Below are 26,999 nucleotides of genomic sequence, written 5' to 3' on the forward strand. Positions count from 1 at the left end.
GCTCACTGGGACACGCTGACGCGTGCCCTTTAGCTTAATCGTTAGGCCTCACTTAGGAAAAGTCAGATGGATGAAGCGACAGTTAATCTTATAGTGCAAAAGATTGTCTCTCAGACTGATATACAGGTTGCGTTAATAGGCTTGGCGGGTGCTGTTGTTGGCAGTGTATTTACCATGTTTGGTAATTTCGTAATGCATCTTCTTTCATCGAAGAAAGAGGTTCGAATGAAGATTCTGTCCAAGGAGTTAGAGCGCCTGTATGCGCTGGAAGAGTCAGTTGGTATTTTCGTTGAGGAAGTTGGCTCTTACAAAGAAATAGACAGAATAAAAATTACTTCATTGGCAAGTCAAATAGATGACTTCGCGGGTAAGTTTAGGCGTTACAAAAATCTAATGCAGGCAATCCGAGATATTTCTCAGTACGGGAAAATACTAGCGGCAGAAAAAACAACTAATCCATCTGCTCAGCCGGAAAGGAAGGAATTAGAGGAAAAATATTCGGCTTTCGTTGAGCAATACCACAATGTTGTTAACCATATTAAAGCGGCCTAACAAGTCGTTGAAGACGCGCCCTTCGGGCGCTGGTATCTGCTAAAGCAGGCCCCTTAACTCAGGCGCAAGGCCTAGAACTCTATCGCCGCAATATAAGGTAAAAACATGAAGTGGTTAATTTTAGCTTTACCATTCTTTATCTCAACCAATGCAGTATCTGCTGAATTCATTCACCCCATGGAATTTGACGGATCTGAAAGCCAGAAAGAAACAGTCATAAGTTACATCAAGGCCAGGGTGCAACATGACTATTGCGAGAGCGGCCTTGACATGTGCCAGAACACAACGCTTCGAATGATGGAAAATAAAAACCTAACCGCTTTCAAATCAGCCACCAAGGCTACTGATAGAAAAGTAATGGATCGCGTTATTAAAGACTACTGCCAAAGTGGTTTGGATATGTGCAACTACACTACAATTTTCATGATGTACCAAAAAAACTCAGAAGCGAGCTCTCAATCATTAGAGTGGTAGCAGCCTAACAATCGGTATATGGACTCTCCCCACAAGTAGTGAGCAAAGTTCTTCCAACCCTGTCGTCAGTGCGGTTGCATTCGTATATTCGGCCTGTGCTGGGCGTTATCGCCCTGGCCACGCTGTAGTTCGCGCAACGGGGGCCAGTCGCTTATGGACGAAGGCAGGTAGCTCCCGACGGTGAACGACCGTAAAGGGCCGTCGGGTGACTCGCTGGCAGTGCCGTTTTTTTCACCCATCTACAGTGTATGGGCTGAGGTATGGGCTGGAGAGTCCACAGTCCTGAGCTTTCCTTGCATAAGCGTGGGTTCGCCGGATAAAGTCTAGTGGGCCATCAACCAGCCCTATCAAGGTGTGACACTGGCGCCAAACCAGCTTTGAAAGCCCCGGAAATAGGGTGCTCTACCGGTCGTGGGTTCGAATCCCGCCTGGTGCACCAAATACGACAAGGCCTCAGGTGAAAACCTGGGGCCTTTTTGTTTTCCATATGTCCAGTCGTAGCTACACCTGAGATCAACGTCTCTGACCTCCCAGACTGGACTATTTCCCCAAGGCGAGGGGGATCTGCGGCTAGGGCTGACGCACCACGGGTAGCCCCGACAGCCCGCGCATCGCGCATAATTGCACCCACCGCGCAGCCCGCCTGCCGCGTCATTCACCCTCGCCCGTTCAAGGAATCACGCTTGTGAGCCAGCCCATGCCGCCAGCGGCAAGCAAACTACTGGTCATCGGTTACGTCTGGCCCGAGCCGCGCTCTTCGGCGGCGGGCGGGCACATGCTGCAACTGCTCGAGTGTTTTCTTGAGCAAGGCTGGCAGGTCACCTTCAGCAGCCCGGCCACAGAGGGCGAGCACAAGGCCGACCTGGGCGCGCTAGGCATTCGCGAACAGCCCATCGAACTGAACAACAGCAGCTTCGATAGCTTCGTCCGCGAACTGAACCCGGACGTGGTGTTATTCGATCGTTTCATGATGGAAGAGCAATTTGGCTGGCGGGTGGAGAAGCACTGCCCGCAGGCCCTGCGCGTCCTCGAAACCTCCGACCTGCAAAGCCTGCGCGATGCCCGCCAGCAGGCATTGAAAGAACGCCTGGCGACTGGCGATGTGGATGATTTTGCCGATTTGTTTGCCTTGAGCCAGCAGCAACTGTTTCAGCGCATGGCCGGCACTGACAGCGCGCAACGGGAGATAGCCGCGATTTATCGCTCGGACTTGAGCCTGATGATTTCAGATGCGGAAATTGACCTGCTCTGCCAGCACTTTCAGCTGCCCGCGGCGCTGCTGCTGCATTGCCCGCTGCTGCTCGACAGCACGCCGCGGCAAGTACCCGAGTTTGCCCAGCGCGCGCACTTCATCAGCATCGGCAACTTCCGCCACGCGCCGAACTGGGATGCCGTGCTGTGGCTGAAAAACAGCATCTGGCCACTGATCCGCCAGCATCTGCCGAAAGCCCAGTTGCATATCTATGGCGCCTACACACCACCGAAAGCCAGCGCCCTGCACAACGCCGCGCAGGGCTTCCACATCATGAACTGGGCGGAGGACGCCTTGCAGGTGATGGCCGCCGCACGCGTGTGCCTGGCGCCGCTGCGTTTCGGCGCCGGGATCAAGGGCAAGATCGCCGACGCCATGCTCTGTGGCACTCCCAACGTGACCACCCCGATTGGTGAAGAAGGTATGCGTGGCGACCTGCCCTGGGCCGGCAGCGTGGCCAATAACGCCAGCGAAATCGCCCTCGCCGCCGTACGCCTGCATGAAGACCAGGCCCACTGGCAACAGGCGCAAGCCAAGGGCTGGACACTACTGGCCGCCCGCTATGAGCGCAAAAGCTTTGCCACGGCCTTGCTGGCGCGCATAGCAGAGTGTCGGGCGAACCTGGCCGAACATCGGTTGAACAATTTCACCGGCGCCATGTTGCGTCACCATCAGCACAAAAGTACCCAATACATGGCGCAGTGGATCGAGGCGAAGAATCGGCGCAACTGGGGGTGAAATACCCAACGACCGCCACGTAGACAACAGAGGCTGTTGGATATTGCTAAATCATAGAAAAAGGCCCCAGGTTTTCACCTGGGCCTTTTCGTTGCCGCCGGTTGTTGCCGCCGGGTTAAACCACGCCCGCCTGACGCAATGCTTCGACCTGCGCGGCGTCTAGCCCCAAGACCTTCTGCAACACCTCAACGGTATGCTCGCCCAGTAGTGGTGGAGCGTTGCGGTACTGCACCGGGGTCTCTGAAAGGCGGATAGGGCTGGCCACCTGCGGCACCGTGCCGCCCAACGCGTGAGGCAGCTCGACGCGCAGGCCGCGCGCCTGCACTTGCGGGTCGGCGAACATTTGCGCCAGGTCATTGATCGGCCCGCAAGGCACACCCGCCTGCTCCAGCGCCGTCACCCATTCGCCGGTGGTTTTGAACACCGTGGCCTGACGGATCAGCGGAATCAGCACCGCGCGATTCGCCACCCGCTGCTTATTGGTCGCGAAACGCGGATCGTCCGCCCACTCCGGGTGCTCGGCGACTTCGCAGAATTTGCGGAATTGGCCGTCGTTACCCACGGTGAGGATGAAATCGCCATCCGCCGTGGGGAAATCCTGGTACGGCACGATATTCGGGTGCGCGTTGCCAAGGCGCCGGGGCGGCGTGCCGGTGGTCAGGTAGTTCATCGCCTGGTTGGCCAGGCAGGCGACCTGTACGTCGAGCAGGGCCATGTCGATATGTTGACCGCTGCCACCTTGCTCACGGTGCGCCAGCGCGGCGAGGACGGCGACGGTCGAGTAGAGGCCGGTGAGAATATCGGTCAGCGCCACGCCGACCTTGACCGGGCCGGCACCCGCTTCATCGTCTGGGCGCCCGGTCAGGCTCATCAGGCCGCCGAGACCTTGGATCATAAAGTCGTAACCAGCGCGTTTGGCATACGGCCCGTACTGGCCGAAACCAGTGATCGAGCAATAAATCAGACGCGGGTTGATGGCTTTCAGCGAGGCGTAGTCGAGGCCATAGGCGGCCAGGCCGCCGACCTTGAAGTTCTCCAGCAGGATGTCCGACTTGGCCGCCAGCTCGCGGACGATGCGCTGGCCTTCCGGCTGGGTGAAGTCGACGGTGACCGACTGTTTGTTGCGGTTGGCCGAGAGGTAGTAGGCCGCTTCGCTGGTGTTCTCGCCGTTGGCATCTTTGAGGAAGGGAGGGCCCCAGGCGCGGGTGTCATCACCGTTGCCGGGGCGCTCGATCTTGATCACCTCGGCGCCGAGGTCAGCCAGAATCTGCCCGGCCCAGGGGCCGGCGAGGACGCGGGAAAGGTCGAGTACACGCAGGTGGGATAGGGCGCCAGGCATCGGAACAGGTTCCTTTGTAGGGTGGATGGCGCTTTATCCATCCACCGATCGACGTTGCTCAGGGGGACGAAACAGCATCGTCCATGCAGTTCCCTCTCCCGTTTACGGGAGAGGGTCAGGGAGAGGGTAAGAATGGATGCCAGAGATACCCTCTCCCCCAGCCCCTCTCCCATGAATGGGCGAGGGGAGCGTGCTTCAGAAAAACGCCTGAATGCCAGTCTGCGCACGACCGAGGATCAGCGCATGCACGTCGTGGGTCCCCTCGTAGGTATTCACCACTTCCAGGTTCACCAGGTGACGGGCGACGCCGAACTCATCGGAGATGCCGTTACCGCCGAGCATGTCACGGGCCATGCGGGCGATATCCAGCGATTTGCCGCAGGAGTTGCGCTTCATGATCGAGGTGATTTCCACCGCGGCGGTGCCTTCGTCCTTCATGCGGCCGAGACGCAGGCAACCTTGCAGGGCCATGGTGATTTCGGTCTGCATGTCCGCCAGCTTCTTCTGGATCAGCTGATTCGCTGCCAGTGGGCGACCGAACTGCTTGCGATCGAGGGTGTACTGGCGCGCGGTGTGCCAGCAGAACTCGGCGGCGCCCAGTGCGCCCCAGGAGATGCCGTATCGCGCGGAGTTGAGGCAGGTGAACGGGCCTTTCAGACCGCGCACTTCCGGGAAGATGTTCTCTTCCGGGACGAACACGTTGTCCATCACGATCTCGCCGGTGATCGAGGCGCGCAGGCCGACCTTACCGTGGATCACTGGCGCGCTGAGCCCAGCCCAGCCTTTTTCCAAAACAAAGCCACGAATGTCGCCGGCATCGTCCTTGGCCCAGACCACGAAAACATCGGCGATCGGGCTGTTGGTAATCCACATCTTGCTGCCGGACAGGCGATAGCCGCCGTCGACTTTCTTCGCCCGGGTGATCATCGAGCCCGGGTCGGAGCCGTGATCCGGCTCGGTCAGACCGAAGCAGCCGATCCACTCGCCACTGGCCAACTTGGGCAGATACTTCTGCTTGGTCGCCTCGGTACCGAATTCGTTGATCGGCACCATTACCAGGGAGGACTGCACGCTCATCATCGAGCGGTAGCCGGAATCGACCCGCTCGACCTCACGGGCGATCAAGCCGTAGCTGACGTAGTTGAGGCCGCTGCCGCCGTAGGCTTCCGGAATGGTCGCGCCGAGCAGGCCGATTTCGCCCATTTCGCGGAAGATCGCCGGGTCGGTCTGCTCATGGCGGAAGGCTTCCAGCACGCGCGGGGCCAACTTGTCCTGGGCGAATTGCTGGGCGCTGTCACGCACCATGCGTTCCTCTGCGGTCAGTTGCTGATCCAGCAACAGTGGATCTTCCCAGTTGAAGCTTGCTTTACCGGCCATATGCGGATTCCTCAATCGTTCGTTGCGGTTGCTGACGCCCAGCGATGGGCTGGCGAATAGATTAATCCTAGTCAGCCTAGGCCGAATCGGGCAAACGAGGATTTTGCACAGTGTTGTGCTAATTTCTCATTCCGAAACGAAGTCGAAAGCCATACCAACTGGTTTTAATGTGCATCTAACGCATAAGAGAATCGCATGCGTCGTAAAATCCCCAGTACCACCGCCCTGGTCAGCTTCGAGGCCGCCGCCCGTCACCAGAGCTTTACCAAGGCCGCCGAAGAACTCTCGCTGACCCAAAGCGCCATCTGTCGGCAAATCGCCGGCCTCGAAGAATTCCTCGGCATCGCGTTATTCCGGCGTTCGCGGCGCGGGGTCAAGCTGACCGAGGCGGGGCTCTCTTACAGCCGACGGGTGGCCGCGCAGTTAGATGCCGTGGAGCGCGACACGCTCTCGGTGATGGGCCAGCATGGCGCCGGCAGCCTGGAGCTGGCCATCGTGCCGACCTTCGGCACCCAGTGGCTGCTGCCGCGGCTCAAGCACTTCCAGGCGCTGCATCCGGAGGTCACGGTCAACCTGACCAACCGCACCCGGCCCTTTCTGTTCGCCGACACCGAGTTCGATGCCGCGGTGTATTTCGGCGATGCCGACTGGTCGGGTACCGAGTCGCACTTTCTCATGCCGGAAAACCCGCTGCCGGTGTGCAGCCCGCAGCTTATCCCGGCCGGTCGCCAGTTGACGGCCGAGGCCATCGCCGGCCTGCCGCTGCTGCAACAGAGCACTCGCCCCTACGCCTGGCGCCAGTGGTTCAACTCGCTCGGCCTGAACGTACCGCGCGACATGACCGGGCCGCGCTATGAGCTGTTTTCCATGCTGGCCCAGGCGGCGATGCACGAGATGGGCATCGCGCTGATTCCGCCCTTCCTGATCCAGCGCGAGCTGGCCGAAGGGCGGCTGGTGGTGGCGCTGGATCACGCCTGCCTGAGCGACAAGGCCTACTACCTGATCATCCCCGAGCGCAAAGTCGAGTCGGCGGCATTGCGCGCCTTCCGTGACTGGCTGGTGGAAGAGGCGCGGCAGTACCGCACTGAGGCCGGACGGGCCTAAGGAAACGCCGAATGAGCCGTCATCCCCCGCGGCTGGCTCATGGTCCAGAGTCATTCTTCATTGCCTTGCGGGCGGATAGTCCGGGTTCCGCCCTTTCGGGCGAGTCACTGCAATCGCGATATCAGGCATGGTCCCAGCGCAGGTTGCGCCCGTAGGCTGGTGCTGAAGTTGGTTGGCGCTGAAGTAGGTTGGCGCTGAGCGCAGTGATGCCCAACAAGGAGTCGCCCGCGACTCCCAGTTCTCGATCTCACGCTCAGCCGCCCGGCCTTGCAGGCCGGTTGTTGGGCATCGCCTGCGGCTCAGCACCAACCTTGCGTTTGCCAATTCGCCCGGCAACGGCTGACTCTGTTGCGTAGGGTAGAAAATCCGCAAAGCGGTTTTCCCCCATGGGTATCCAGGCTGCTGCGCTGGTGGACAAAAGAGCGTTATCCCCCGACGTTTTTAAGCGGCCTTTGAATCTCAACGGCTAGGCGCTTCACCTACCACCGTGGTGCGGTACATCTCACGCCGGCTGCCGTGGTAGTCGGCGATTGGGTTGTGCCAGGTGCAGCGGTTATCCCAGATCGCCAGCGTGCCCTTGCTCCAGCGCATGCGGCAGGTGAAGGCCGGCGCAGTGGGCATGGCGAACAGGTAATCGAGGATCGGCTGTGCTTCGTCCGGGCGCAGACCCTCGATGCCGACGGTGTAGGTCGGGTTGACGAACAGCACCTTACGGCCGGTTTCCGGATGCCGGGTGATCAGCGGATGGGCGCGCAGTTCGGCGTCGACGTTGCCATAACGCACCGTCATGTTTTCCAGCAGGTCGTTGTGCCGCGCCGCCGGGCCATAGCCGCGCTCGGGGCTGTGCAGGGCATTCAGGCCTTCGCAGATTTCCTTCATCTTCGGCGACAGCCAGTCATAGGCCAGGCACAGATTGGCGTAGAGGGTATCGCCACCGTAGGGCGGAATATCCGCGCCATAGAGCAGGGTGAAAGCCGGTGGCCGTGCCTGGAACGACCAGTCGGTGTGCCAGGCGCCACCGAATACGAATGGCGCTTTCTCGTCGGCCTCCTTGACCACATGGATCACGTGGGGGTGATCCGGCATGGTTTCGACGAAGGGCTCGCGGCCGAATTCACCGAGTTGCAGGGTGACCGCCTCCAGCTGCTCGACGCTGAGATTCTGCTCGCGGATAAACAGCACCTGATGGCTCAGCAGCGCCTGGCGCAACTCGACGAAGCCAGCCTCGCTCAAACGGTTGAGATCGACGCCAGTGACATCCGCACCGAGCGAGCCGGCCGCCGGGGCTACCTGCAGATGACGGTACTTCGCCGCGTGGTTATTGCTGGCCAGGGTGTAGAAAAACTCGGACATGCTCTGTGCCTCTTCTTATTGGATTTGCTTGTTGGAATTGTCGTGACCCAGTGCGCTGATCGTTTCAGGCAAAGATAGTCCTCCCTGCCAATCAGGCCTCATACGCTGACTTCCAGTGCGATGTTCTGCCTACCGCCGAATCGTGGGCAAGCCCCGCACCCACAAAAAGCCTGTTGTAACCCTAGGTATCAGCCTTGAAACAAAAGCCGGCGCCCGTGCGAAACCACGCGGCATATGCGGCGAACGAGACGCTTGCAGGGCGCATTTGTGCGCGCTTATCACCCACCTGGGTGATAGGTGAAATCGCCCCTTAAGGCAGTTATGGGCAGCCTTTCGGCTGATTAGGATGACAGCTCACCCAATCCTCCTCAGGAGAGCCGCATGACAACAAGAACAATGCGCGGAATCTTCCGGCCGCACGTGCTGGCCGCCGCCGTTGCCTTGGGCAGCAGCGCCCAGGCTTACGCCATTACTTTCAATATCGGGGAGATCGAAGCGCAGTTCGATTCGCAGCTGTCGGTGGGGGCCAGTTGGTCGACACGCAGCGCCGACCCGGATTTCATCTCCCAGGTCAGCGGCGGTAAAGCGTCCTCGCGAACCTCCGACGACGGCCGCCTGAACTTCAAGAAGGGTGAAACCTTCTCGAAGATCTTCAAGGGCATCCACGACCTGGAGCTGAAGTACGGCGACACCGGGGTGTTCCTGCGTGGCAAGTACTGGTACGACTTCGAGCTGAAGGACGAGCACCGCCAGTTCTACGACATCGATGACCACAACCGCAAGGAGGGCGCACAGTCTGCCGGTTCGCAGCTTCTCGATGCTTTCGTCTATCACAACTACAGCATCGGCGAGCTGCCCGGCAGCGTCCGCGTCGGCAAGCAGGTGGTCAGCTGGGGCGAGAGCACCTTTATCGGCAACAGCATCAACTCGATCAACCCGATCGACGTGGCCGCCTTCCGCCGCCCCGGCGCGGAGATCAAGGAAGGCCTGATCCCGGTCAATATGCTCTACCTGTCGCAGAGCCTGACCGACACAGTGAGCGCCGAGGCCTTCTATCAACTGGAGTGGGACCAGACCGTGGTGGATAACTGCGGTACCTTCTTCTCCACCTCCGATGTGGTCGCCGATGGCTGCACGGATCGCCTGGTGGTTGCCGGTAATGACCTGCCACCCGGCCAGTCGAACAACACCGGCCCGGCTACTGGCAACAACCTCTTTATTCCGCGTGCCGGCGACCGCGATGCGCGAGACAGCGGCCAGTACGGCCTGGCCCTGCGCTGGCTCGCAGAGGAACTGAACGACACCGAGTTCGGCGCCTATGCAATGAACTACCACAGCCGCAGCCCGGTGTTCAGCACCATCCGTACCACCACCCCTAGCGCGGCCCTTATCCCTGGCGCGCCGAATGCTCGTTATTTTATCGAGTACCCGGAGGACATCCGCCTCTATGGCCTGAGCTTCCAGACCAACGTCGGCGGCACGGCGCTGTCCGGCGAGGTCAGCTACCGGCCGAACATGCCGTTGCAGATCAACTCCACTGACCTGTCCTTTGCGGCCCTCGGCCTGCCGTTATCGCCGGTGTTCCAATCCGGTAATGCGCGGAACACCGCTGGCAGCGATATCCACGGCTACGATCGCCGCGGGGTCACCCAGGCGCAGGTCACCGCAGTGCAGTTCATTGACCGAGTGCTAGGCGCCAGCCGTCTGACCCTGGTCGGCGAGGTGGGTTACAACCATATCAACGGCATCAGCGACGATGTCGGCGAGCTGCGCTTCGGCCGCGACCCGATCTTCGGCTCGGGGCAGCTGTCCTCGCAACCTACCTGCCGCGCCCTCAACGCCGCCAACCCGCAGGAATGCAACGACAAGGGCTTCTTCACCAGCGGCTCATGGGGCTACCGCGCACGCGCCAGCCTGGACTACAGCAACGTGATCGCCGGGATCAACCTGACGCCGAGCGTGGCCTGGTCGCATGACGTCGACGGTTACGGGCCGAACTTCACCGAAGGCTCCAAAGCCATCAGCCTCGGCCTGAATGCCGAGTACCAGAACATGTACACCGCCAGCCTGAGTTACACCGACTTCTTCGGTGGCGATTACAGCGTTATCACCGACCGGGATTTCGTTGCCCTCAGCTTCGGCTTGAACTTCTAAGCGCCGCCCCGCACAAGGACTCGAACAATGAAAACAAAACAATTCATGCAATTTGGCGCCGCCATGGCCCTGTCCCTTCTGGCTGGCAGCGTGATGGCCGCGGTTTCCGCCGAGGAAGCCGCCAAGCTCGGCACCACCCTGACTCCGCTGGGCGCGGAGAAAGCCGGCAATGCCGACGGCAGCATTCCCGAGTGGACCGGCGGCCTGCCGACCAACGCGGCCACGGTGGACGCCAACGGCTTCCTCGCCGACCCCTTCGCCAGCGAGAAGCCGCTGTTCACCATCACCGCGGCCAACGTCGAGCAGTACAAGGACAAGCTGTCGCCCGGCCAATTGGCGATGTTCAAGCGCTACGCCAGCACCTACAAGATCCCGGTCTACAAGACCCACCGCAGCATCGCACACAGCCCCTCGGTGTATGAGGCGATCAAACGTTGCGCGACCACGGTGAAAGCCATCGACGGCGGCAACGGCCTGGAGAACTACCAGGATTGCCGCACCTATGCCTTTCCGATCCCGAAGACTGGCGTCGAAGTGGTGTGGAACCACATCACCCGCTACCGCGGGCAGAACGTACGGCGCCACATTATCCAGGCCACACCGCAGGTAAATGGCTCCTACGCCCTGGTGCAGTTCGAGGACGAAGTGGCCTTCCCGCAGACGGTGAATGGCCTGGACCCGGCAAAGGCCAGCAACGTCCTGCTGTTCTTCAAACAGAAGGTCCTGGCGCCCTCGCGGCTGGCAGGTAACGTGTTGCTGGTGCACGAAACCATCGACCAGGTGAAGGAGCCGCGCCTGGCCTGGGTCTACAACGCCGGCCAACGCCGCGTACGCCGTGCCCCGCAGGTCGCCTACGACGGCCCGGGCACCGCTGCCGACGGCCTGCGTACCGCGGACAACTTCGACATGTTCTCCGGCGCGCCGGATCGCTACGACTGGAAACTGATCGGCAAGAAGGAGATGTACATCCCCTACAACAGCCTGCATCTGGACCAGCCGACCCTGAAGTACGCCGACATCCTCAAGCCCGGGCATATCAACCAGGACCTGACCCGTTACGAGCTGCACCGCGTCTGGGAAGTGGAAGCCACGGTGAAACCGGGCGAACGGCATATCTATGCCAAGCGCCATCTCTATGTCGACGAGGACAGCTGGCAAGTCGCCCTGGCCGACCACTACGACGGTCGCGGGCAACTCTGGCGCGTGGCCGAAGGGCATAGCCAATTCAACTACGCCCAGCAACTGGCCGGCTATACCGTCGAGACGCTGTATGACGTGATCGCCGGGCGGTACATCGCCCTGGGTCTGAAGAACGAGGAGAAGCGCGGCTTCGAGTTCGGCTTCCAGGCCAGCAGCGCCGACTACACCCCCGCCGCCCTGCGTAACTCCGGGGTTCGCTAACCCCCGCCGTGCTACCCGCTCAACACAATGCCCCGGATTCGGGGCGTTGTCGTAGTCGTGGCGCCAGAGCCGGCATCTCGCATCTCGCATCTCGCATGCAGAGTGCTGGCACTCAGAACAAGGAGAACCCACCCATGAAGCGCACCCTGACCGTCCTCGCTGTCGCCATCGCGGCCACCGCTGGCGGCGCCGCCTGGTATATCGACAGCAAGCAACCGCTTCGCGACGGCGAACTGCGCTTGAACGGCCTGCAGGCGCAGGTCACGGTGCGTTACGACGAACGCGGAGTGCCGCATATCCAGGCCCAGAACGAGGCCGATATGTACCGCGCCCTGGGCTTCGTGCAGGCCCAAGACCGCCTGTTCCAGATGGAGCTGCTGCGCCGCCTGGCTCGCGGCGAGTTGGCCGAGGTCCTCGGCGCCAAGCTGCTGGATAGCGATCGGCTGTTCCGCACCCTGGGCATTCGCGCGCAGGCCGACACCCATGCCGCCAAGCTGGACATGCACAGCCCGGCGGGTCAGGCGCTGGTTGCCTACCTGGACGGCATCAACCAGTACCAGACCAGCCGCCCGGCGCCGGTCGAGTTTGACCTGCTGGGGATAAAGCCGCGCCCCTTCACCATCGCCGACAGCTACAGCATCACCGGTTTCAACGCCTACAGCTTTGCCACTGCGCTGCGCAGCAACCCGCTGCTGACCTATGTGCGCGACGAACTGGGCGCCGACTACCTGAAGGTCTTCGATGTCGACTGGCACTCGCAGGGCGTGGTCGGCAAGCCGGCGCTGGCCGCCGCCGACTGGCAGGACCTCAATGCCATCGCCCGCCTGAGTCTCGACGCCCTGAGCGAGGCCGGTCTGCCGCAGTACGAGGGCAGTAACGCCTGGGTGATTGCCGGCAGTCGCACTGCCAGCGGCAAGCCGCTGCTGGCTGGCGACCCGCATATCCGCTTCGCCGCGCCGGCGGTGTGGTATGAGGCGCATACCCAGTTGCCAGGCGAGGAACTTTACGGCCACTACCAGGCACTGTCGCCCGCCGCCAGCCTCGGCCACAACCGCGACTTCGCCTGGAGCATCACCATGTTCCAGAACGACGACCTCGACCTGATCGCCGAGAAGGTCAATCCGGACAATCCGAACCAGGTCTGGTATCAGGGCCGTTGGGTCGAGCTGCAAAGTCGCGAGGAAGTCATCGCGGTGAAGGACGCCGAGCCGGTCAAGCTGACCCTGCGCCGCTCGCCGCACGGGCCGATAGTCAACGACGCCCTGGGCGCCGCCGCTCAGGGCAAGACACCGATCGCCATGTGGTGGGGCTTCCTCGAGACCGAGAACCCGATACTCGAGGCCTTCTACGAGCTGCGCACGGCCGACAGCCTGGACAAGGCGCGCGCCGCCGCCGAGAAGATCCACGCACCGGGCCTGAACCTCGTGTACGCCAACGCCAAGGGCGATATCGCCTGGTGGGCCGCAGCCAAGCTGCCGAAGCGTCCGACCGGGGTGAACCCGGCCTTTATCCTCGACGCCAGCCGCGGCGAGGCGGAGAAGGACGGCTTCTATCCGTTCGCCGACAACCCCCAGGAAGAGAACCCGCCACGCGGCTATATAGTCTCCGCCAACTTCCAGCCGCTCTCACCGATCGGCATCCAGATTCCCGGCTACTACAACCTGCCGGATCGCGGCCAGCAGCTCGACCGGCAACTGAGCGACAGCAGTGTCAAATGGGACCTACAAAACAGCCAGGCGCTGCAGCTGGGGGTGAAGACCGGCTACCACCAGCGCGTGCTGCAACCGATCCTCGCCGACCTGCGCGCCGCCGCGGCGGACGAGCAGGAGCGCGCGCTGGTCGAGCAGTTGGCCAGCTGGAATGGCGAGCACCAGATCGACTCCGTCCCTGCCAGCCTGTTCAACCAACTGCTCTACGAGATCAGTCGCGCGGCCATGGCCGACGAGCTGGGCGCAGCCTTCTTCGAAACCCTGCTGGCCTCGCGTCCGCTCGACTACGCGCTGCCACGGCTGAACGCGGATGCCGCTTCGCCCTGGTGGGACAACCGCGGCACCGAGGCCTTGGAGAACCGCGCTGACAGCATCAAGACCGCCTGGCAGGCGACCCTCGCCCACCTGCGCAACCAGTTTGGCGCAGAGCCGAGCGGCTGGGCCTGGGGCAAGCTGCACACCCTCACCCACAACCATGCGCTGGGTCAGCTGAAACCACTGGATCGGCTGTTCAACATCGGCCAGTTCGCTGCCCCGGGCGGCCACGAGATGCCGAACAACCTGTCGCACAAGATCGGCCCGGCGCCCTGGGCGGTGTTCTATGGCCCCTCGACCCGCCGCCTGATCGACCTCGACGACCCGACCCGCAGCCTCGGCATCAACCCGTTGGGGCAGAGTGGCGTGCCGTTCGACGCGCACTACGCCGACCAGGCCGAGGTCTATATCCAGGGCCTGTACCAGCCGCAGCATGTGCGCGAGGAGGAGGTGGCGGCCCATAGCCAGGGCGTGCTGAGACTGATCCCGAGGTAGGGGGTGGCATAGGCACAGGCCCCAGGCTGCGGGCAGGGCTCTTTTATAAATTCGGCCCTTCTGTAGGAGCGAGCTCTGCTCGTGATTAGGAGCAGCGCGAGCAGAACTCGCTCCTACTTTTTCGTGCCGGATCAATAGGATTAGCCGTTCCTGGGGTTACCGCACACGCGCCAGCCTGACGCCGTGTATCGCCTGGTCGCACGATATCGCCGATGATGGTCCAAACTTCAACGAGGGTTACAAGGCCGTCAGCCTTGGCCTCGATGCGGAGTACCAAACCACCTACAGCGCCAGCCTAAGCTATACCGATCTCTTCGGCGGCGATTACAGCACCCTCACCGATCGCGACAGCGTCGCCCTCAGTTTCGGCCTGAACTTCCGAGCACGGACTGGCAAAGGACTCGAATCATGAGAAGCACAAGCATCTTTCGTAACTGCACCCTGGCGCTGACCTTGCTGGCCAGCAGCGTGATGGCCGCGGTCTCCCCGGAAGAAGCCGCCCAGCTCGGCACCAGCCTGACCCCCCTGGGCGCGCAGAAGGAAGGCAATGCCGACGGCAGCATTCCTGAGTGGACCGGCGGCCTGCCGACCGATGCGGCGGCGGTGACCAACGGCTTCCTTGCCGACCCCTTCCCCAATGAACAGCCGCTGTTCGTGATCACCGCGGCCAATGCCGAGCAGTACAAGGACAAGCTCTCCCCCGGCCAGCTGGCCATGTTCAAGCGCTATGCCAGCACCTACAAGATCCCGGTCTACAAGACCCACCGTAGCGCCGCGGTGCCGCAGGCGCTCTACGACGTGGCGAAGAAGAGCGCGGTGAGCACCCAGCCGGTGGACAATGGCAACGGCCTGGCCAACTTCGCCGACACTCACTACTACGCCTTCCCGATCCCGCAGGATGGCATCCAGGTGCTGTGGAACCACATCACCCGCTACCGCGGCGGCAACGTCCGGCGCCTGATCGTCCAGGCCATGCCGCAGACCGGCGGCTCCTTCACCACCGTGCACTTCAAGGACGAGGTGGCCTTCCCGGCCGACTTGGCCGAGCTGGACCAGGAGAAGGCCAGCAACATCCTGCTCTACTTCAAGCAGGAGGTGACCGCGCCCGCGCGCCTGGCGGGTAACGTGCTGCTGGTCCACGAGACCATCGACCAGGTCAAGGAGCCGCGGATGGCCTGGCTCTACAACGCCGGCCAGCGCCGCGTGCGGCGCGCCCCGCAGGTCGCCTATGACGGCCCCGGCACCGCCTCCGACGGCCTGCGCACCACCGACAACTTCGACATGTTCTCCGGCGCGCCGGATCGCTATGACTGGAAGCTGGTGGGCAAGAAGGAGATGTACATCCCCTACAACAGCTACAGGCTCGACTCGACCAAGCTGAAGTACGCGGACATCCTCAAGCCCGGACATATCAATCAGGATCTGGCCCGTTACGAGCTGCACCGCGTGTGGGAAGTAGTGGCCACGCTGAAGCCAGGTGAGCGGCACATCTATGCCAAGCGTCACCTGTTCTTCGATGAGGACGGCTGGCAAATCGCCCTGGCCGACCATTACGACGGCCGCGGCCAACTCTGGCGGGTCGGCGAGGGGCATGCTGAGCAGCACTACCAGCGGCAGTACCCCCTCTACACCCTGGAGGCGCTGTACGACATCATCTCCGGCCGCTACATAGTGAACGGCATGCGCAACGAGGAGAAGCGCGGCAGCGAATTCGGCTTCAAGGCCACCGGCGCCGATTACACCCCGGCCGCCCTGCGGGCCACCGGCGTTCGCTAAACCAACCAAAGCGCGGCCTGGTGCCGCGTTCCAACACTCACAACGCCTCCGCTTGCGGGGGCGTTGTAGCATCTGCGCTGCGCATAGCATTATGGCGCTGTATCAACCTCAACCATCCTGCTTCCCCCTTAAGGGTGATGGGGCTAGGGTGGAATTCTCCGGTTCATCCATAACGACAATTCGCGAGAACCGCCCATGCCACGCCCCCGCTCCGGTTTAGCCCTACCCGTTGCGCCGCTTGCCAATGTGCCGCGCCTCCCGCCCATGCACCTGCCACGCCCGCGTCTGGTCGAACTGCTGCACGCCGAGGAAGAACGCCTGCGCCTGCTGGTCGCCCCTGCTGGCTTCGGTAAGAGCGTGTTGCTCAGTGAGTACCTGCGCCGGCTGCCAGCGCAGAGCCGGGTCATCTGGCTAAGCCTGGCCGGCCAACCGCTGAGTGCCGAGCAGTTGCTCAGCCAGGTCGCGACCGCTCTCGACAGCAACCTGCCGGCCACCGCCGCTACGACCTCGCTGCTGCAATTGCTCAGCAGGCAGGACCAGCCCTTATGGCTGGTATTGGACGACTACCCGAGCAACCCGCCCCCCGAACTGGACGCCTGCATCGATCAGTTGCTGGCCCGGCCACAACTCAACCTTTATCTGCTGGTCAGTGCCCGGCAACGCCCGGAGTGGAACCTCCCGCGCCTGCTGCTCGCCGGCGAACTGCGGGAGCTGGAAGCCAATCAACTGGCCTTCACCCGCAGCGAACAGGAGGCGCTGATCCACCTGCTCGCCCCACAAAGCGACCAGGCCATGCGTGCCGAACTGTGGCAGGAAACCGAAGGCTGGTGCGCCGGCACGCGCTTGCAACTGTCGAGCAAAGCCATGCAGCAGAGCGGCCCGACCAAGGCCAGCGGGCAGAACATCAACCACTGCTGGCTAAAGGAATACCTCGACCACGAGTTGCTCAACCGCCTCGATGCGGAAGAAACCCGCTGCCTGCTCGCCCTGGTGCACTTGCCGAAGATTTCCGCCGAGCTCTGCCAGCACCTCTGGGAAGAAAGCGACGGCGCTCAGCTGTTTCAACGGCTGCTGCAACGCCAGGCGTTCTTCATGCCGCTGGATGAGGACGGCATCTGGTATCGCGTGCTGCCGGTGGTCGCCCGCGTACTGCGCAACCGCCTCAGCGCCGCCGCCGCGACCCAGCTGCACCTGCGCGCGTGCCGCATGTTCATTGCCGCCGGGCAGGTCGAGGACGCCATTGAACAGGCGCTCTGCGCCGGCCAGCCGGAAGTCGCCGCCAACTACCTGGAACGCCTCGGCCAGGAATGGCTGACCGGCGAGCAGCACCTTGCTCACCTGCTCGCCTGGCGCGAGCGACTGCCTGCTGTGCTGCTGGAAAGCACGCCGCGTCTGCTGACCTTGAGCGCCTGGGCCTTGCTGCTGAGTTGGCGCCTGGATCAGGCCGAAGCCTGCATCGACAAGCTCGCGCGCTTCCAGCCACAGCCGACTGCGCACCGTGGGCTGCGGCTGACCGCCAACTGGCAGGCGCTGCGCGGAGTGTTGGCCGCCTTACGCTGTAACAACGGCGCCGATGACGCCCGGCGCCATTGTCAGCAGGCTTTGGAGCACCTGCCAGAAGCTGACTGGATGCCCAAGCTGCTGTGCTATTCGACCTTGGCCCGGGTGGCCATGGCTACCCACAATCCACAGGCGGCACCGGCTTACCTGCGTTCGGCCCTGGAATTGGCGCGACGCCGGGGCAGCCTGCTGTTCGAAGCACTGATCAACCTCGACCGGATTCGCCTGCTGCTGATGCGTGGTGAGCTGCCACGGGCGCAGAGCCTGATCGAACAAAGCTTCGCCCTGATCGGTTCGCGCAAAACGATCGACAGCCTGCTGCTCGGCCGTCTGCATCTGCTGCAAGCCGAACTGCATCTGCTGCACGGTGAGCACACGCAAGCCGAGCAGTCCTTACAGGTCGGCGTGGCGCAGGCGCAGGAATGCGCCGACCCTTTCATACTGCACGGTTATCTCGGGCTAGCCGAGCTGAGTTCGCGCCAAGGTCAGTTCGACCAAGCCTTCCTGTACCTGCGCGAGGCCGAGCGACAAATGCAGTGCGGCCAGGTCTGGCGCCTCTGCTATCGCGGCGTGCAACTGCTGCAAAGCATGCGCGTACTCGGCCGCCAGGGCCGTTGGGAGCGCATCACGCCTATCGCCGAACGCATTCAGCACTTCTTCAAGCTTGAACCGGCGTGGATGGCACCGCTCGACTACCCCACGCTGTCGCTGCGCAATCGCTTACTGCAAGCCCGCGCGCTGCAAGCCACCGGGCATTCGGAGCAGGCCGAGAGCCTGTTGCAGGCGCTACTCGAACAATGCGAAACGCTGCAATGCAAACCTATAGCCTGTGAGGTTCAACTGGCGCTGGCCGAAGCCAGGCACAGCCTCGGCCACGCCGATGCAGCGAGCCTGGAGCACGCCGCGCGGCAGCAGGCGAAGAGCCTCGGCCTGCACGGCATGCTGCAGAATTGGCCCGACCATGAGACCAGCACCGTCAACGCAGCCTCAGCGAAAACAGGCGACCCCGGCAACTACTCGGCTGCGGAGAACAACGCCCTACTCAGCCAACGCGAGCGGGCAGTGTTGCAGCTCCTCGCAGAAGGTTTTTCCAACCAGGAAATCGGCACTTACCTGTTTATTTCGGTGAACACGGTGAAAACTCATACGAAAAAGATCAACAGCAAGCTCGGCGTGAAGCGCCGCACGCAGGCGCTCATGCGTGCCAAGAGCCTGGGGCTGCTGGTCTGAAGCACCTTTCGGCTGATTTTCAACAGCCGTTCTTGACCTCGTAGTCAGAAATACGCTTAGCTACAGCCCGCTTCTCCTGCCAACCCTAATCAGGGTCATTAAAAACTTTAATTAACAGGTGCTTAGCCTGATAACGCAGGATGCCGCCAGGTCTCTGCGGGCTTAGCCTTGACCTGATGAACGGTTATTCACGTCAGGGATGTCACTGCCTCACGCACAGCCCCGGTATTAGGCTGCAAGCCTGCAATCACGCTACTTGTCGCACCCTGATAGAAACCCTTAGTCACTCAATGACTTGTAGTTATCTGTAGGTCAGCCTTCAGAACTTCTTGAAGGCCTCACGGTTCACCTGCAAAATGCCGCGCCCCGCCGGTTGCATGGCAATCGGTGCGGGTTTGTGATGATCCGCCACCCCAGTGCGCCATCCGTAGTGCTCTGGTTTTTTTTAAAAACGATCACGCAGGAGATTTGAAGTGCACATTGGTGTTCCACTCGAGACCTTTACCGGCGAGACGCGGGTTGCCGCAACTCCCGAGACCCTCAAAAAACTGATCGGCCAGGGCCATCAGGTCACCGTCCAAAGCGGCGCCGGCATCAATGCCAGCGTTCCGGACAGTGCCTATGCCGCCGTTGGCGCGACCATTGGCGATGCCGCCGCTGCATTGGGTGCCGATCTGGTACTCAAGGTGGTTGCACCAAACGCCGACGAGCTCGCTCAGCTCAAGCCCGGCGCCGTGCTGGTCGGCATGCTCAACCCGTTCAACAGCGAGAACATTGCCCAGATGGCCGAGCGCGGCGTGACCGCTTTCGCCCTCGAAGCAGCGCCGCGTACCTCCCGTGCGCAGAGCCTCGATGTGTTGTCCTCGCAAGCCAACATCGCCGGCTACAAGGCCGTGTTGCTCGCCGCTCACCACTATCCGCGCTTCATGCCGATGCTGATGACCGCCGCTGGCACCGTGAAGGCCGCCCGCGTGCTGATTCTTGGCGCCGGTGTGGCTGGCCTGCAGGCCATCGCCACGGCCAAGCGCATGGGCGCGGTGATCGAGGCCTCGGATGTGCGTCCGGCAGTGAGGGAGCAGATCGAGTCTCTTGGCGCCAAGTTCGTCGATGTGCCTTACGAAACCGACGAAGAACGCGAGTGCGCTGAAGGCGTGGGTGGTTATGCCCGGCCGATGCCCGCATCGTGGATGCAGCGTCAGGCGGTTGCCGTGCACGAGCGCGCCAAGCAGGCCGACATCGTCATCACCACCGCACTGATTCCGGGCCGCAAGGCACCGGTGCTGTTGCAGGAAGACACCGTCAAGCAGATGAAGCCGGGCTCGGTGGTCATCGATCTGGCGGCTGCACAAGGCGGCAACTGCCCGCTGACGGTCGCCGATCAGGTAGTGATCCAGCACGGCGTCACCCTCGTCGGTCACACCAACCTGGCATCCATGGTCGCCGCGGACGCTTCGGCGCTGTACGCCCGTAACCTGCTGGACTTCCTCAAGCTGGTGCTCGACGGCGAAGGCAAGTTCCACGTCAACCTCGAAGACGACATCGTCGCCGCGTGCCTGATGTGCCGCGACGGCCAAGTCATCCGTAAGAACGCATAAGAAGGGAAAGGACGATGGAAGAGTTGATCTCCCCCGGTATCTACAACCTGATCATCTTCGCGCTGGCCATTTATGTTGGCTACCACGTGGTCTGGAACGTTACCCCCGCACTGCACACCCCGCTGATGTCGGTGACCAACGCGATTTCCGCGATCGTCATCGTCGGCGCCATGCTGGCCGCAGCGCTGACCGTCACCCCGCTGGGTAAAACCATGGGCACCCTGGCCGTGGCGCTGGCCGCGGTCAACGTATTCGGCGGCTTCCTGGTGACCCGCCGGATGCTGGAAATGTTCAAGAAAAAAGCGCCCAAGGCGAAAGCGGAGGGTGACAAGTGATGAGCATGAATCTGGTAACTACCCTGTATCTGATCGCCTCGATCTGCTTTATTCAGGCGCTCAAGGGCCTATCCCACCCGACTTCGTCGCGGCGCGGCAACCTGTTCGGCATGCTCGGCATGGCGCTGGCCATCATTACCACCGTCGGCCTGGTGTTCAAGCTCGGCTCCGAGATTGCCACCACCGGCATCGGTTATGTGATCGTTGGCCTGCTGGTCGGCGGCACCGCCGGTTCGATCATGGCCAAACGCGTCGAAATGACCAAAATGCCTGAGCTGGTCGCCTTCATGCACAGCATGATCGGTCTCGCCGCGGTGTTTATCGCCATCGCCGCCGTGGTGGAGCCGCAGTCCCTGGGCATCGTCAAGCAACTGGGTGACGCGATTCCGGCCGGCAACCGTCTGGAACTGTTCCTCGGTGCAGCCATCGGCGCCATCACCTTCTCCGGTTCGGTAATCGCCTTCGGCAAACTGTCGGGCAAGTACAAGTTCCGCCTGTTCCAGGGCGCACCGGTACAGTTCGCTGGTCAGCACAAGCTGAACCTGCTGCTCGGTCTGAGCACCATTGGCCTCGGCTTGGTGTTCACCTTCACCGGCAACCTCGGCGCGTTCGCCCTGATGCTGGCGCTGGCTTTCGTGATGGGTGTGCTGATCATCATCCCGATCGGCGGCGCGGATATGCCGGTGGTAGTGTCGATGCTCAACTCCTACTCCGGTTGGGCCGCAGCGGGGATCGGCTTCTCGCTGAACAACTCGATGCTGATCGTCGCCGGGTCCTTGGTCGGCTCCTCGGGTGCGATCCTCTCGTACATCATGTGCAAGGCGATGAACCGCTCGTTCTTCAACGTCCTCCTCGGCGGCTTCGGCGGCGCGGTAGCTGCCGGCCCGGCTGGCGCCCAGGAAGCTCGTCCGGTGAAGTCTGGCTCGTCCGACGATGCCGCGTTCCTGCTGACTAACGCCGACACCGTGATCATCGTTCCAGGCTACGGCTTGGCGGTAGCACGTGCTCAGCACTCGCTGATGGAACTGGCGGAGAAACTGACTCACCGTGGCGTCACCGTGAAGTTCGCGATCCACCCGGTCGCTGGGCGGATGCCGGGGCACATGAACGTGCTGCTGGCCGAGGCCGAAGTGCCTTACGAGCAAGTGTTCGAGATGGAAGACATCAACTCCGACTTCGGTCAGACCGACGTGGTACTGGTGCTCGGCGCCAACGACGTGGTCAACCCGGCGGCGAAGAACGACCCCAACTCGCCGATTGCCGGTATGCCGATTCTCGAGGCCTATAAAGCCAAGACCGTCATCGTCAACAAGCGTTCGATGGCCAGCGGCTATGCCGGCCTGGACAACGAGCTGTTCTACCTGGACAAGACCATGATGGTCTTCGGCGACGCCAAGAAAGTCATCGAAGATATGGTCAAAGCGGTCGACTGAGGCTGCTCTGCCTGCGTCAAAAACCCCGGCCAAGTGCCGGGGTTTTTCTTTTCCGCCGGTACAGGGAACCATAGGAGCGAGCATCGCGAGCGAAGCTCCTCAGCTGCCTGCATTCGCCAGCAGAGCTGGCTCCTACAGAAGCTGCAGCCCGGCTGATGTCTTCCTGCTTCGTCACCGAAAGGCGCCAGATAGAGCCATTTCTTGGCCTTTGTATAAGAGCCAAAAGCACCCACCGTTACAGATCGGCCTGATGACGGGCGCCGGCCTCGGCAACGACCTCGACAAGCAGATGCGTAGGGTGGGCTTCAGATGCGTAGGGTGGGCTTCAGCCCACCGATACAGGGTGTGTGGTGGGCTGAAGCCCACCCTACTCCTGTAACCCACATAGATATGGGGAATGCGGAAAGCCGTAAGGAACGGCTGCCACCTCGCGAAAGCCCTTCAAGCAAAAGCATCGCGGGCATGGCCCGCTCCTACGGGTTTTGCGCCATACCCCGCATCTGTTACGCGAGGCGCTGGCCTGGCACATCGACCTGGTAGAAACCGGGAGCATGCTCAGGCCGTGTGAAAACCTAGCGAGCGAAGGTTAGATAAGGCAAAAAAAGGCGAAAAATCGCAATTTACGTGTTGTAAACGAGCATTTTTAGCCTTCTTCTAACGTCGCCTAACCGAATTCAGTAGTTTTCATACAGCCTGATGCTGGCGGTCTGACCCGTACAGAGCAGGCTGGGCAGCAAAAAGTCTGCTGCCTTCATGCCTCTACAGGAAAAACACCTTTCAACTTTACAAAACTGTACTGGTAAAGCGTTCCCATCGGTTACAAATCTGCTTTTAAAATCAGAAATTTGCGAGCACAAATGTCTTGTTTTGGTGCAAACCAGTACAGTTGCTTCGATAAGTAACAAAACAGTCCCCAAAAAAGGGCACGCCGACCAGCACAATTTAGAGCAACTGTGACTACAGGGTCAGGTGTTACAGGAGGATCATAGGCTCCAGTTAAATAACCAATCCCGCCACAAGCGGAAGGATGTACACCATGGAACGTACCCTCAGTTCCGACCTGTTCTTCGACAACACTTCGTCCCAAGCTCAAGCCGCTCTGCCGCTGCGCGCACTCTCCAACTTGCTGCTGTGGCAGCGCCGGATCTCCAGCCGCCACCAGTTGGCCCGCCTGGATTCGCGCCTGCTGGCCGATGCAGGTATCAGCGAAGCACAACGCCACGCTGAGTTGAGCAAGCCGTTCTGGCGTTAAGCTGCACCTGGCTGGGCTAGCGACACAGCACCGGCCACCCGAACAGTACAAACAAAACCCGCCGCAGTTCACTGCTGGCGGGTTTTGTCGTTATGCGCCCAAGCCTTTTCTGGCTAACAGCACAGCTCAACCCACAAGATACCGGTACAGTTTTAAAAAACCACAAACTGCTCCAACACAATTCTCCGACACTGTGACTGCCAGGATCGCTCGACAAGCGGGACTATGGTTCCCCATACCCCAACCCCGCGACGATGCGGGAAGGACAGTGCCATGGAACGCACAGTGAGCCACGTTGCTCTCACCATCACCTCAGCCAAACCTCGCAGCGCCTGGCCTCTGCGGCTGCTCGCCTGCTTCAGTATCTGGGCCCAACGCGCCCGCACGCGCCGGCAACTCGCGCAACTGGATGAGCGCCTGCTGGCCGATGTTGGGATTAGTAGCAGCGAACGCCTGGCCGAGCTGGACAAGCCGTTCTGGCGTTGAGCCTCTCTGGCGCGGGCGGTACCGCCTGAGCTAGGCTAATAGCGATACCAACGAGGCCCAGGGCCTCGTTTTTCGCTTACCCAAAGGAGTTTCGCCATGTCCCGTTTGCGCCTGCTTAGCGCCGCTGCCCTGTTGGCCGTTGCCACCAGCGCCTCGGCCACCAGCTTTGTCGTCACTACCGACGCCACGGTCGGTGCACTGGGGGCCACCTCGGACGCCACGTCTGACGTCTCGTCTTCATTCAAGGACGACAAGATTGTCCGCGCCGCCCGCGATGACGCCGCCAGCTTCGTCGCCAGCCAAGGCCAGATTCGTGGCGTGCAGCTGGAGGCCGCGTTGCAGCATATCCGTCAACAGGTACCGCAACTGCGCGCCAGCAGCGACATGCAATTGGCCCAGACGATTCTCACGCTCTAACCTGACGACCTTTTGGCCATAAGCACGGATGCTTATGGCCAAAGGTCACCCCATCGCTGATGCTGGTCGCGCCGTTGCTGGCGACCGGGGTACACAGGCTGCCAACGCCGCCCCCTGCACGTTCAGAACACGGTTTACAGCGTCCCGGCGACCGCAACAAGAGCCGCCCAGCGACCTGCATTAGCGGCCACCACGCTCGTTTACTGAAACGCCTCTCTGGTTCTGCCGCAGGCATTCCGTTAGCCTTGGCGCCCGAAATTCGGGCGGTGCCGCTCGCGCAAGTGCATACCGCGCCGCGTGATACGGCACAGTGCTGGAACTGGCGCAGGCCATACTCGTCCAATCATCACGAATCCTTTGGTAAACCGGAGCCCCCATGCGTAGCCCGTTGACTATCGCAGCCCTCGCCCTGCTTATCGCCGCCGGAACCGCCCAGGCGCAGACCTTGGTCGCGACCAGCAACATCATCGTTCGCGCTTTCGGTCGCACCATCGACTTCACCTCGGACACCACCACCTCGATCCGCGACTCCAAATTAGTCCTCGAAGCCCACGACGATGCCGCCAGCTTTGTCGCCAGTCAAGGCGCTATCCGCGGCGCGCAACTGGAAGCCGCCTTCGGCACTCTCCGCGCCCGTGTGCCTGAAGCACGCGACGCCAGCGATCAAGTCTTGGCCGAAGCCATTCTCGCGCTGTGAAACCTGTCGGCGTCTGGCTGCTGGCTGCGGCGTTACTGCTGGGCGGCACCAGCACTCAGGCTGACCTGCGCCTGGTGCTACACGACGCAGGGCTGAGCAACAGTGAACGGCAAGCCAGCCAGGCCTTGCTCGATGAGGCGCATAGCGCCTTGCCGCCACGCGTAATCGAACAACTGGATCGGCGCGTCGAAGTCAGCTGGAGCAGCGATTTACCAGCCAATGCCTATGGCCGCGCCATCCGCGCTGACGCCCTGCTGCTGAATGCCAAGCTGCTGCCAGCCCTGGCCGATGGCTCCGCCGCCAGCAAAAAAACCAACCGTCCCCACGGCACCCTGCGGCGTGAATTGTTGGCCACCGTGCTGCATGAACTGACCCACCTCTACGATCGCGCCCGGCTGTGGCCGGCGGCCGAAAAAACCCTGCTACAACGCTGCCGGCAGCAGGCCTCCAGCCTCGGCAAAGTCGGCCTGCCGGATAACTGCCGCGGCCAGACGCAACGCCTCTACACCCTCAGCGATGCTCCGCGCCTGCTCGACCTGGCCGGCTGGGCGCAATACGTTGGCCGGCGCGGCGAACGCGAGCAGAGCAATCGCCAAGTCGCACGCAGCCCAGACAGCTACGAGCTGAGCAATCCGCGCGAGTTCGTCGCGGTGAACATGGAGTACTTCCTCCTCGACCCCGCCTACGCTTGTCGGCGGCCGGCGCTGTATCGCTATTTTCGTGCGCACTTCGGCTGGGCACCGAGCACAGCGCAGCCCTGCGCCCCTGCCTATGCCTACCTGAACGCCGGCCGTGATTTCGCCCGCCAGCCGCTCGGCAAGCTCGACCCGGAACGCGTCTACGCAGTCGACTACCTGCTGGCCGAAGCCAATGATCAGTGGGCCAGCCGCTGGGGCCACAGCATGTTGCGGCTGATCATCTGCGCGCCGAGCCGCCCGCGTGGGCCGGACTGTCGGCTGGATCTGGATCAGCACCTGGTGCTGTCCTACCGCGCCTTCGTCGGCGACGTGCAACTGTCCAGTTGGGACGGTCTGACCGGCGCCTATCCTTCGCGGCTGTTCGTCCTGCCACTCAGCCAGGTCATCGAGGAGTACACCAAAGTCGAGCTTCGCGGCCTCGCTTCAGTGCCACTGAAACTCTCGCGACAAGAGTTGGAAGCGCTGGTCGAACATGCCGCCGAGCAACACTGGAGCTACGACGGCAACTACTATTTCGTGTCGAATAACTGCGCCGTGGAAACCCTCAAGTTACTGCGCAGCGGCAGTGCACGGGCGGAGCTGAACAGCCTCGACAGCATCTTGCCCAACGGCCTGCTGGACATGCTTGAAGGCCGTGGCCTGGCCGACCGCAGCGTACTGAACGACCCCAAAGAAGCGCTGCGCCTGGGCTATCGCTTCGACTCCTTCCGCGACCGTTATCAGGCCATGTTCGTGGTGCTCAAGGAGCACCTGCCAATTCCTCAGGAACGGGTCGATGACTGGCTGGCCTTGACCGCCAGCGAACGCCGGCCCTGGTTCGCCCAAGCGGACCTGCGCACCAGCGCCGCCTTGTTATTGCTGGAGCAGGCGGCCCAGCGTCGGCAGTTGCTGCTGGCCCAGGATGAACTCAAGCGCCGCTACCTGAGCGGCCGCGAACAGCGCGATGGCAGCGTCGACAAGGCCGGTGGCACCCTGGAAAAGATCCTCGCCAGCAGCGGCTTCCTCAGCCGCCCGGCAGAGCTGCTGGAGGGCGGTTACGGTCTGCCGCAATCCGCCGAATGGCAGCACCTTGAACAGGAAAGCAGCAGTCGCCAGCAGCAGCTACGGCAACTGAGCGACGACCTCAATCAGGAAGTCCGCGCCCTCTTGGAACCCACCCGCCTGGCCGAACTGGAGGCCGGCGAAGCCAACCTGAAACAGCTCGGCGAACACTTGCGCGCACTGCACAAGGCCTCAGGCGGGCTGGTGCTGCCGTAG

Annotated in this window: 20 protein-coding genes and 1 pseudogene; 18 read left to right on the plus strand and 3 right to left on the minus strand. The window is 61.9% G+C overall.

Going from position 1 to position 26,999, the window contains the following annotated elements; all coding sequences use genetic code 11:
- The first annotated feature begins 66 nt into the window (after window positions 1-66).
- From D3879_RS04775 to D3879_RS04785, 3 genes are all read left to right on the plus strand, one after another.
- Window positions 67-552 (plus strand): hypothetical protein, encoded by a 486-nt coding sequence (locus D3879_RS04775; protein ID WP_119952930.1) that lies wholly within the window; start codon window positions 67-69, stop codon window positions 550-552.
- Between the two features lie 105 nt (window positions 553-657).
- The gene (locus tag D3879_RS04780; protein ID WP_119952931.1) at window positions 658-1,026 is read left to right on the plus strand and encodes a hypothetical protein; all 369 of its coding nucleotides are present in this window, start codon (window positions 658-660) and stop codon (window positions 1,024-1,026) included.
- Window positions 1,027-1,723: 697 nt separating this feature from the next.
- Complete coding sequence (locus tag D3879_RS04785; protein WP_119954889.1) at window positions 1,724-3,016, plus strand: glycosyltransferase; 1,293 nt, start codon at window positions 1,724-1,726, stop codon at window positions 3,014-3,016.
- A gap of 115 nt (window positions 3,017-3,131) precedes the next feature.
- Here the strand turns inward: D3879_RS04785 and D3879_RS04790 are convergent, their stop codons facing one another.
- A complete protein-coding gene (locus D3879_RS04790) occupies window positions 3,132-4,355 on the minus strand; it encodes a CaiB/BaiF CoA transferase family protein (RefSeq protein ID WP_119952932.1) in 1,224 nt (407 codons plus the stop codon).
- 195 nt (window positions 4,356-4,550) lie between these two features.
- Complete coding sequence (locus D3879_RS04795) at window positions 4,551-5,732, minus strand: acyl-CoA dehydrogenase (protein ID WP_119952933.1); 1,182 nt, start codon at window positions 5,730-5,732, stop codon at window positions 4,551-4,553.
- A gap of 195 nt (window positions 5,733-5,927) precedes the next feature.
- Between D3879_RS04795 and D3879_RS04800 the strand changes: the two genes are divergently transcribed.
- Entirely contained in the window at window positions 5,928-6,836 is a 909-nt protein-coding gene (locus tag D3879_RS04800) for a LysR family transcriptional regulator (protein ID WP_119952934.1), read from the plus strand.
- Window positions 6,837-7,295: 459 nt separating this feature from the next.
- On the opposite strand, the gene D3879_RS04805 is transcribed toward D3879_RS04800, so the two are convergent.
- Window positions 7,296-8,189: a TauD/TfdA dioxygenase family protein gene (locus tag D3879_RS04805; protein ID WP_119952935.1), complete on the minus strand. Its 894-nt coding sequence runs from the start codon at window positions 8,187-8,189 to the stop codon at window positions 7,296-7,298.
- 381 nt (window positions 8,190-8,570) lie between these two features.
- Between D3879_RS04805 and D3879_RS04810 the strand changes: the two genes are divergently transcribed.
- The 14 genes and pseudogenes from D3879_RS04810 to D3879_RS04875 all read left to right on the plus strand — a co-directional run bounded on the left by D3879_RS04810 (window position 8,571) and on the right by D3879_RS04875 (window position 26,999).
- The gene (locus D3879_RS04810) at window positions 8,571-10,343 is read left to right on the plus strand and encodes a DUF1302 domain-containing protein (RefSeq protein ID WP_119952936.1); all 1,773 of its coding nucleotides are present in this window, start codon (window positions 8,571-8,573) and stop codon (window positions 10,341-10,343) included.
- A 27-nt stretch (window positions 10,344-10,370) separates the two neighbouring features.
- Window positions 10,371-11,744, plus strand: coding sequence for a DUF1329 domain-containing protein (locus tag D3879_RS04815; protein WP_119952937.1), 1,374 nt, complete (start codon window positions 10,371-10,373; stop codon window positions 11,742-11,744).
- A gap of 134 nt (window positions 11,745-11,878) precedes the next feature.
- Window positions 11,879-14,263 (plus strand): penicillin acylase family protein, encoded by a 2,385-nt coding sequence (locus D3879_RS04820; RefSeq protein ID WP_119952938.1) that lies wholly within the window; start codon window positions 11,879-11,881, stop codon window positions 14,261-14,263.
- A gap of 142 nt (window positions 14,264-14,405) precedes the next feature.
- Window positions 14,406-14,675, plus strand: a pseudogene (locus D3879_RS04825) (DUF1302 family protein); the annotation flags it as partial.
- On the plus strand, window positions 14,672-16,039 hold the full coding sequence (locus tag D3879_RS04830; protein ID WP_119952939.1) for a DUF1329 domain-containing protein: 1,368 nt from the start codon (window positions 14,672-14,674) through the stop codon (window positions 16,037-16,039). The pseudogene D3879_RS04825 and the gene D3879_RS04830, both read left to right, overlap by 4 nt.
- Before the next feature lie 195 nt (window positions 16,040-16,234).
- Entirely contained in the window at window positions 16,235-18,829 is a 2,595-nt protein-coding gene (locus D3879_RS26470; RefSeq protein ID WP_158592063.1) for a winged helix-turn-helix domain-containing protein, read from the plus strand.
- A gap of 473 nt (window positions 18,830-19,302) precedes the next feature.
- Window positions 19,303-20,424 carry a Re/Si-specific NAD(P)(+) transhydrogenase subunit alpha gene (locus D3879_RS04840; RefSeq protein ID WP_119952940.1) on the plus strand — a complete coding sequence of 374 codons (1,122 nt, stop codon included), beginning with the start codon at window positions 19,303-19,305 and terminating at the stop codon, window positions 20,422-20,424.
- A gap of 14 nt (window positions 20,425-20,438) precedes the next feature.
- Window positions 20,439-20,759, plus strand: coding sequence for an NAD(P) transhydrogenase subunit alpha part 2 (locus D3879_RS04845; RefSeq protein ID WP_119952941.1), 321 nt, complete (start codon window positions 20,439-20,441; stop codon window positions 20,757-20,759).
- On the plus strand, window positions 20,759-22,192 hold the full coding sequence (locus D3879_RS04850; protein ID WP_119952942.1) for an NAD(P)(+) transhydrogenase (Re/Si-specific) subunit beta: 1,434 nt from the start codon (window positions 20,759-20,761) through the stop codon (window positions 22,190-22,192). Before D3879_RS04845 ends, D3879_RS04850 begins: the two co-directional genes overlap by 1 nt.
- 1,036 nt (window positions 22,193-23,228) lie before the next feature.
- Window positions 23,229-23,444: a DUF1127 domain-containing protein gene (locus tag D3879_RS04855; protein WP_119952943.1), complete on the plus strand. Its 216-nt coding sequence runs from the start codon at window positions 23,229-23,231 to the stop codon at window positions 23,442-23,444.
- A gap of 273 nt (window positions 23,445-23,717) precedes the next feature.
- On the plus strand, window positions 23,718-23,930 hold the full coding sequence (locus D3879_RS04860; RefSeq protein ID WP_119952944.1) for a DUF1127 domain-containing protein: 213 nt from the start codon (window positions 23,718-23,720) through the stop codon (window positions 23,928-23,930).
- A 96-nt stretch (window positions 23,931-24,026) separates the two neighbouring features.
- Entirely contained in the window at window positions 24,027-24,347 is a 321-nt protein-coding gene (locus tag D3879_RS04865; RefSeq protein ID WP_119952945.1) for a DUF2388 domain-containing protein, read from the plus strand.
- A gap of 376 nt (window positions 24,348-24,723) precedes the next feature.
- Complete coding sequence (locus tag D3879_RS04870) at window positions 24,724-25,044, plus strand: DUF2388 domain-containing protein (RefSeq protein ID WP_119952946.1); 321 nt, start codon at window positions 24,724-24,726, stop codon at window positions 25,042-25,044.
- The gene (locus D3879_RS04875; RefSeq protein ID WP_119952947.1) at window positions 25,041-26,999 is read left to right on the plus strand and encodes a DUF7844 domain-containing protein; all 1,959 of its coding nucleotides are present in this window, start codon (window positions 25,041-25,043) and stop codon (window positions 26,997-26,999) included. Before D3879_RS04870 ends, D3879_RS04875 begins: the two co-directional genes overlap by 4 nt.

Origin of the sequence: Pseudomonas cavernicola (assembly GCF_003596405.1) — a bacterium.
Classification (GTDB): domain Bacteria; phylum Pseudomonadota; class Gammaproteobacteria; order Pseudomonadales; family Pseudomonadaceae; genus Aquipseudomonas; species Aquipseudomonas cavernicola.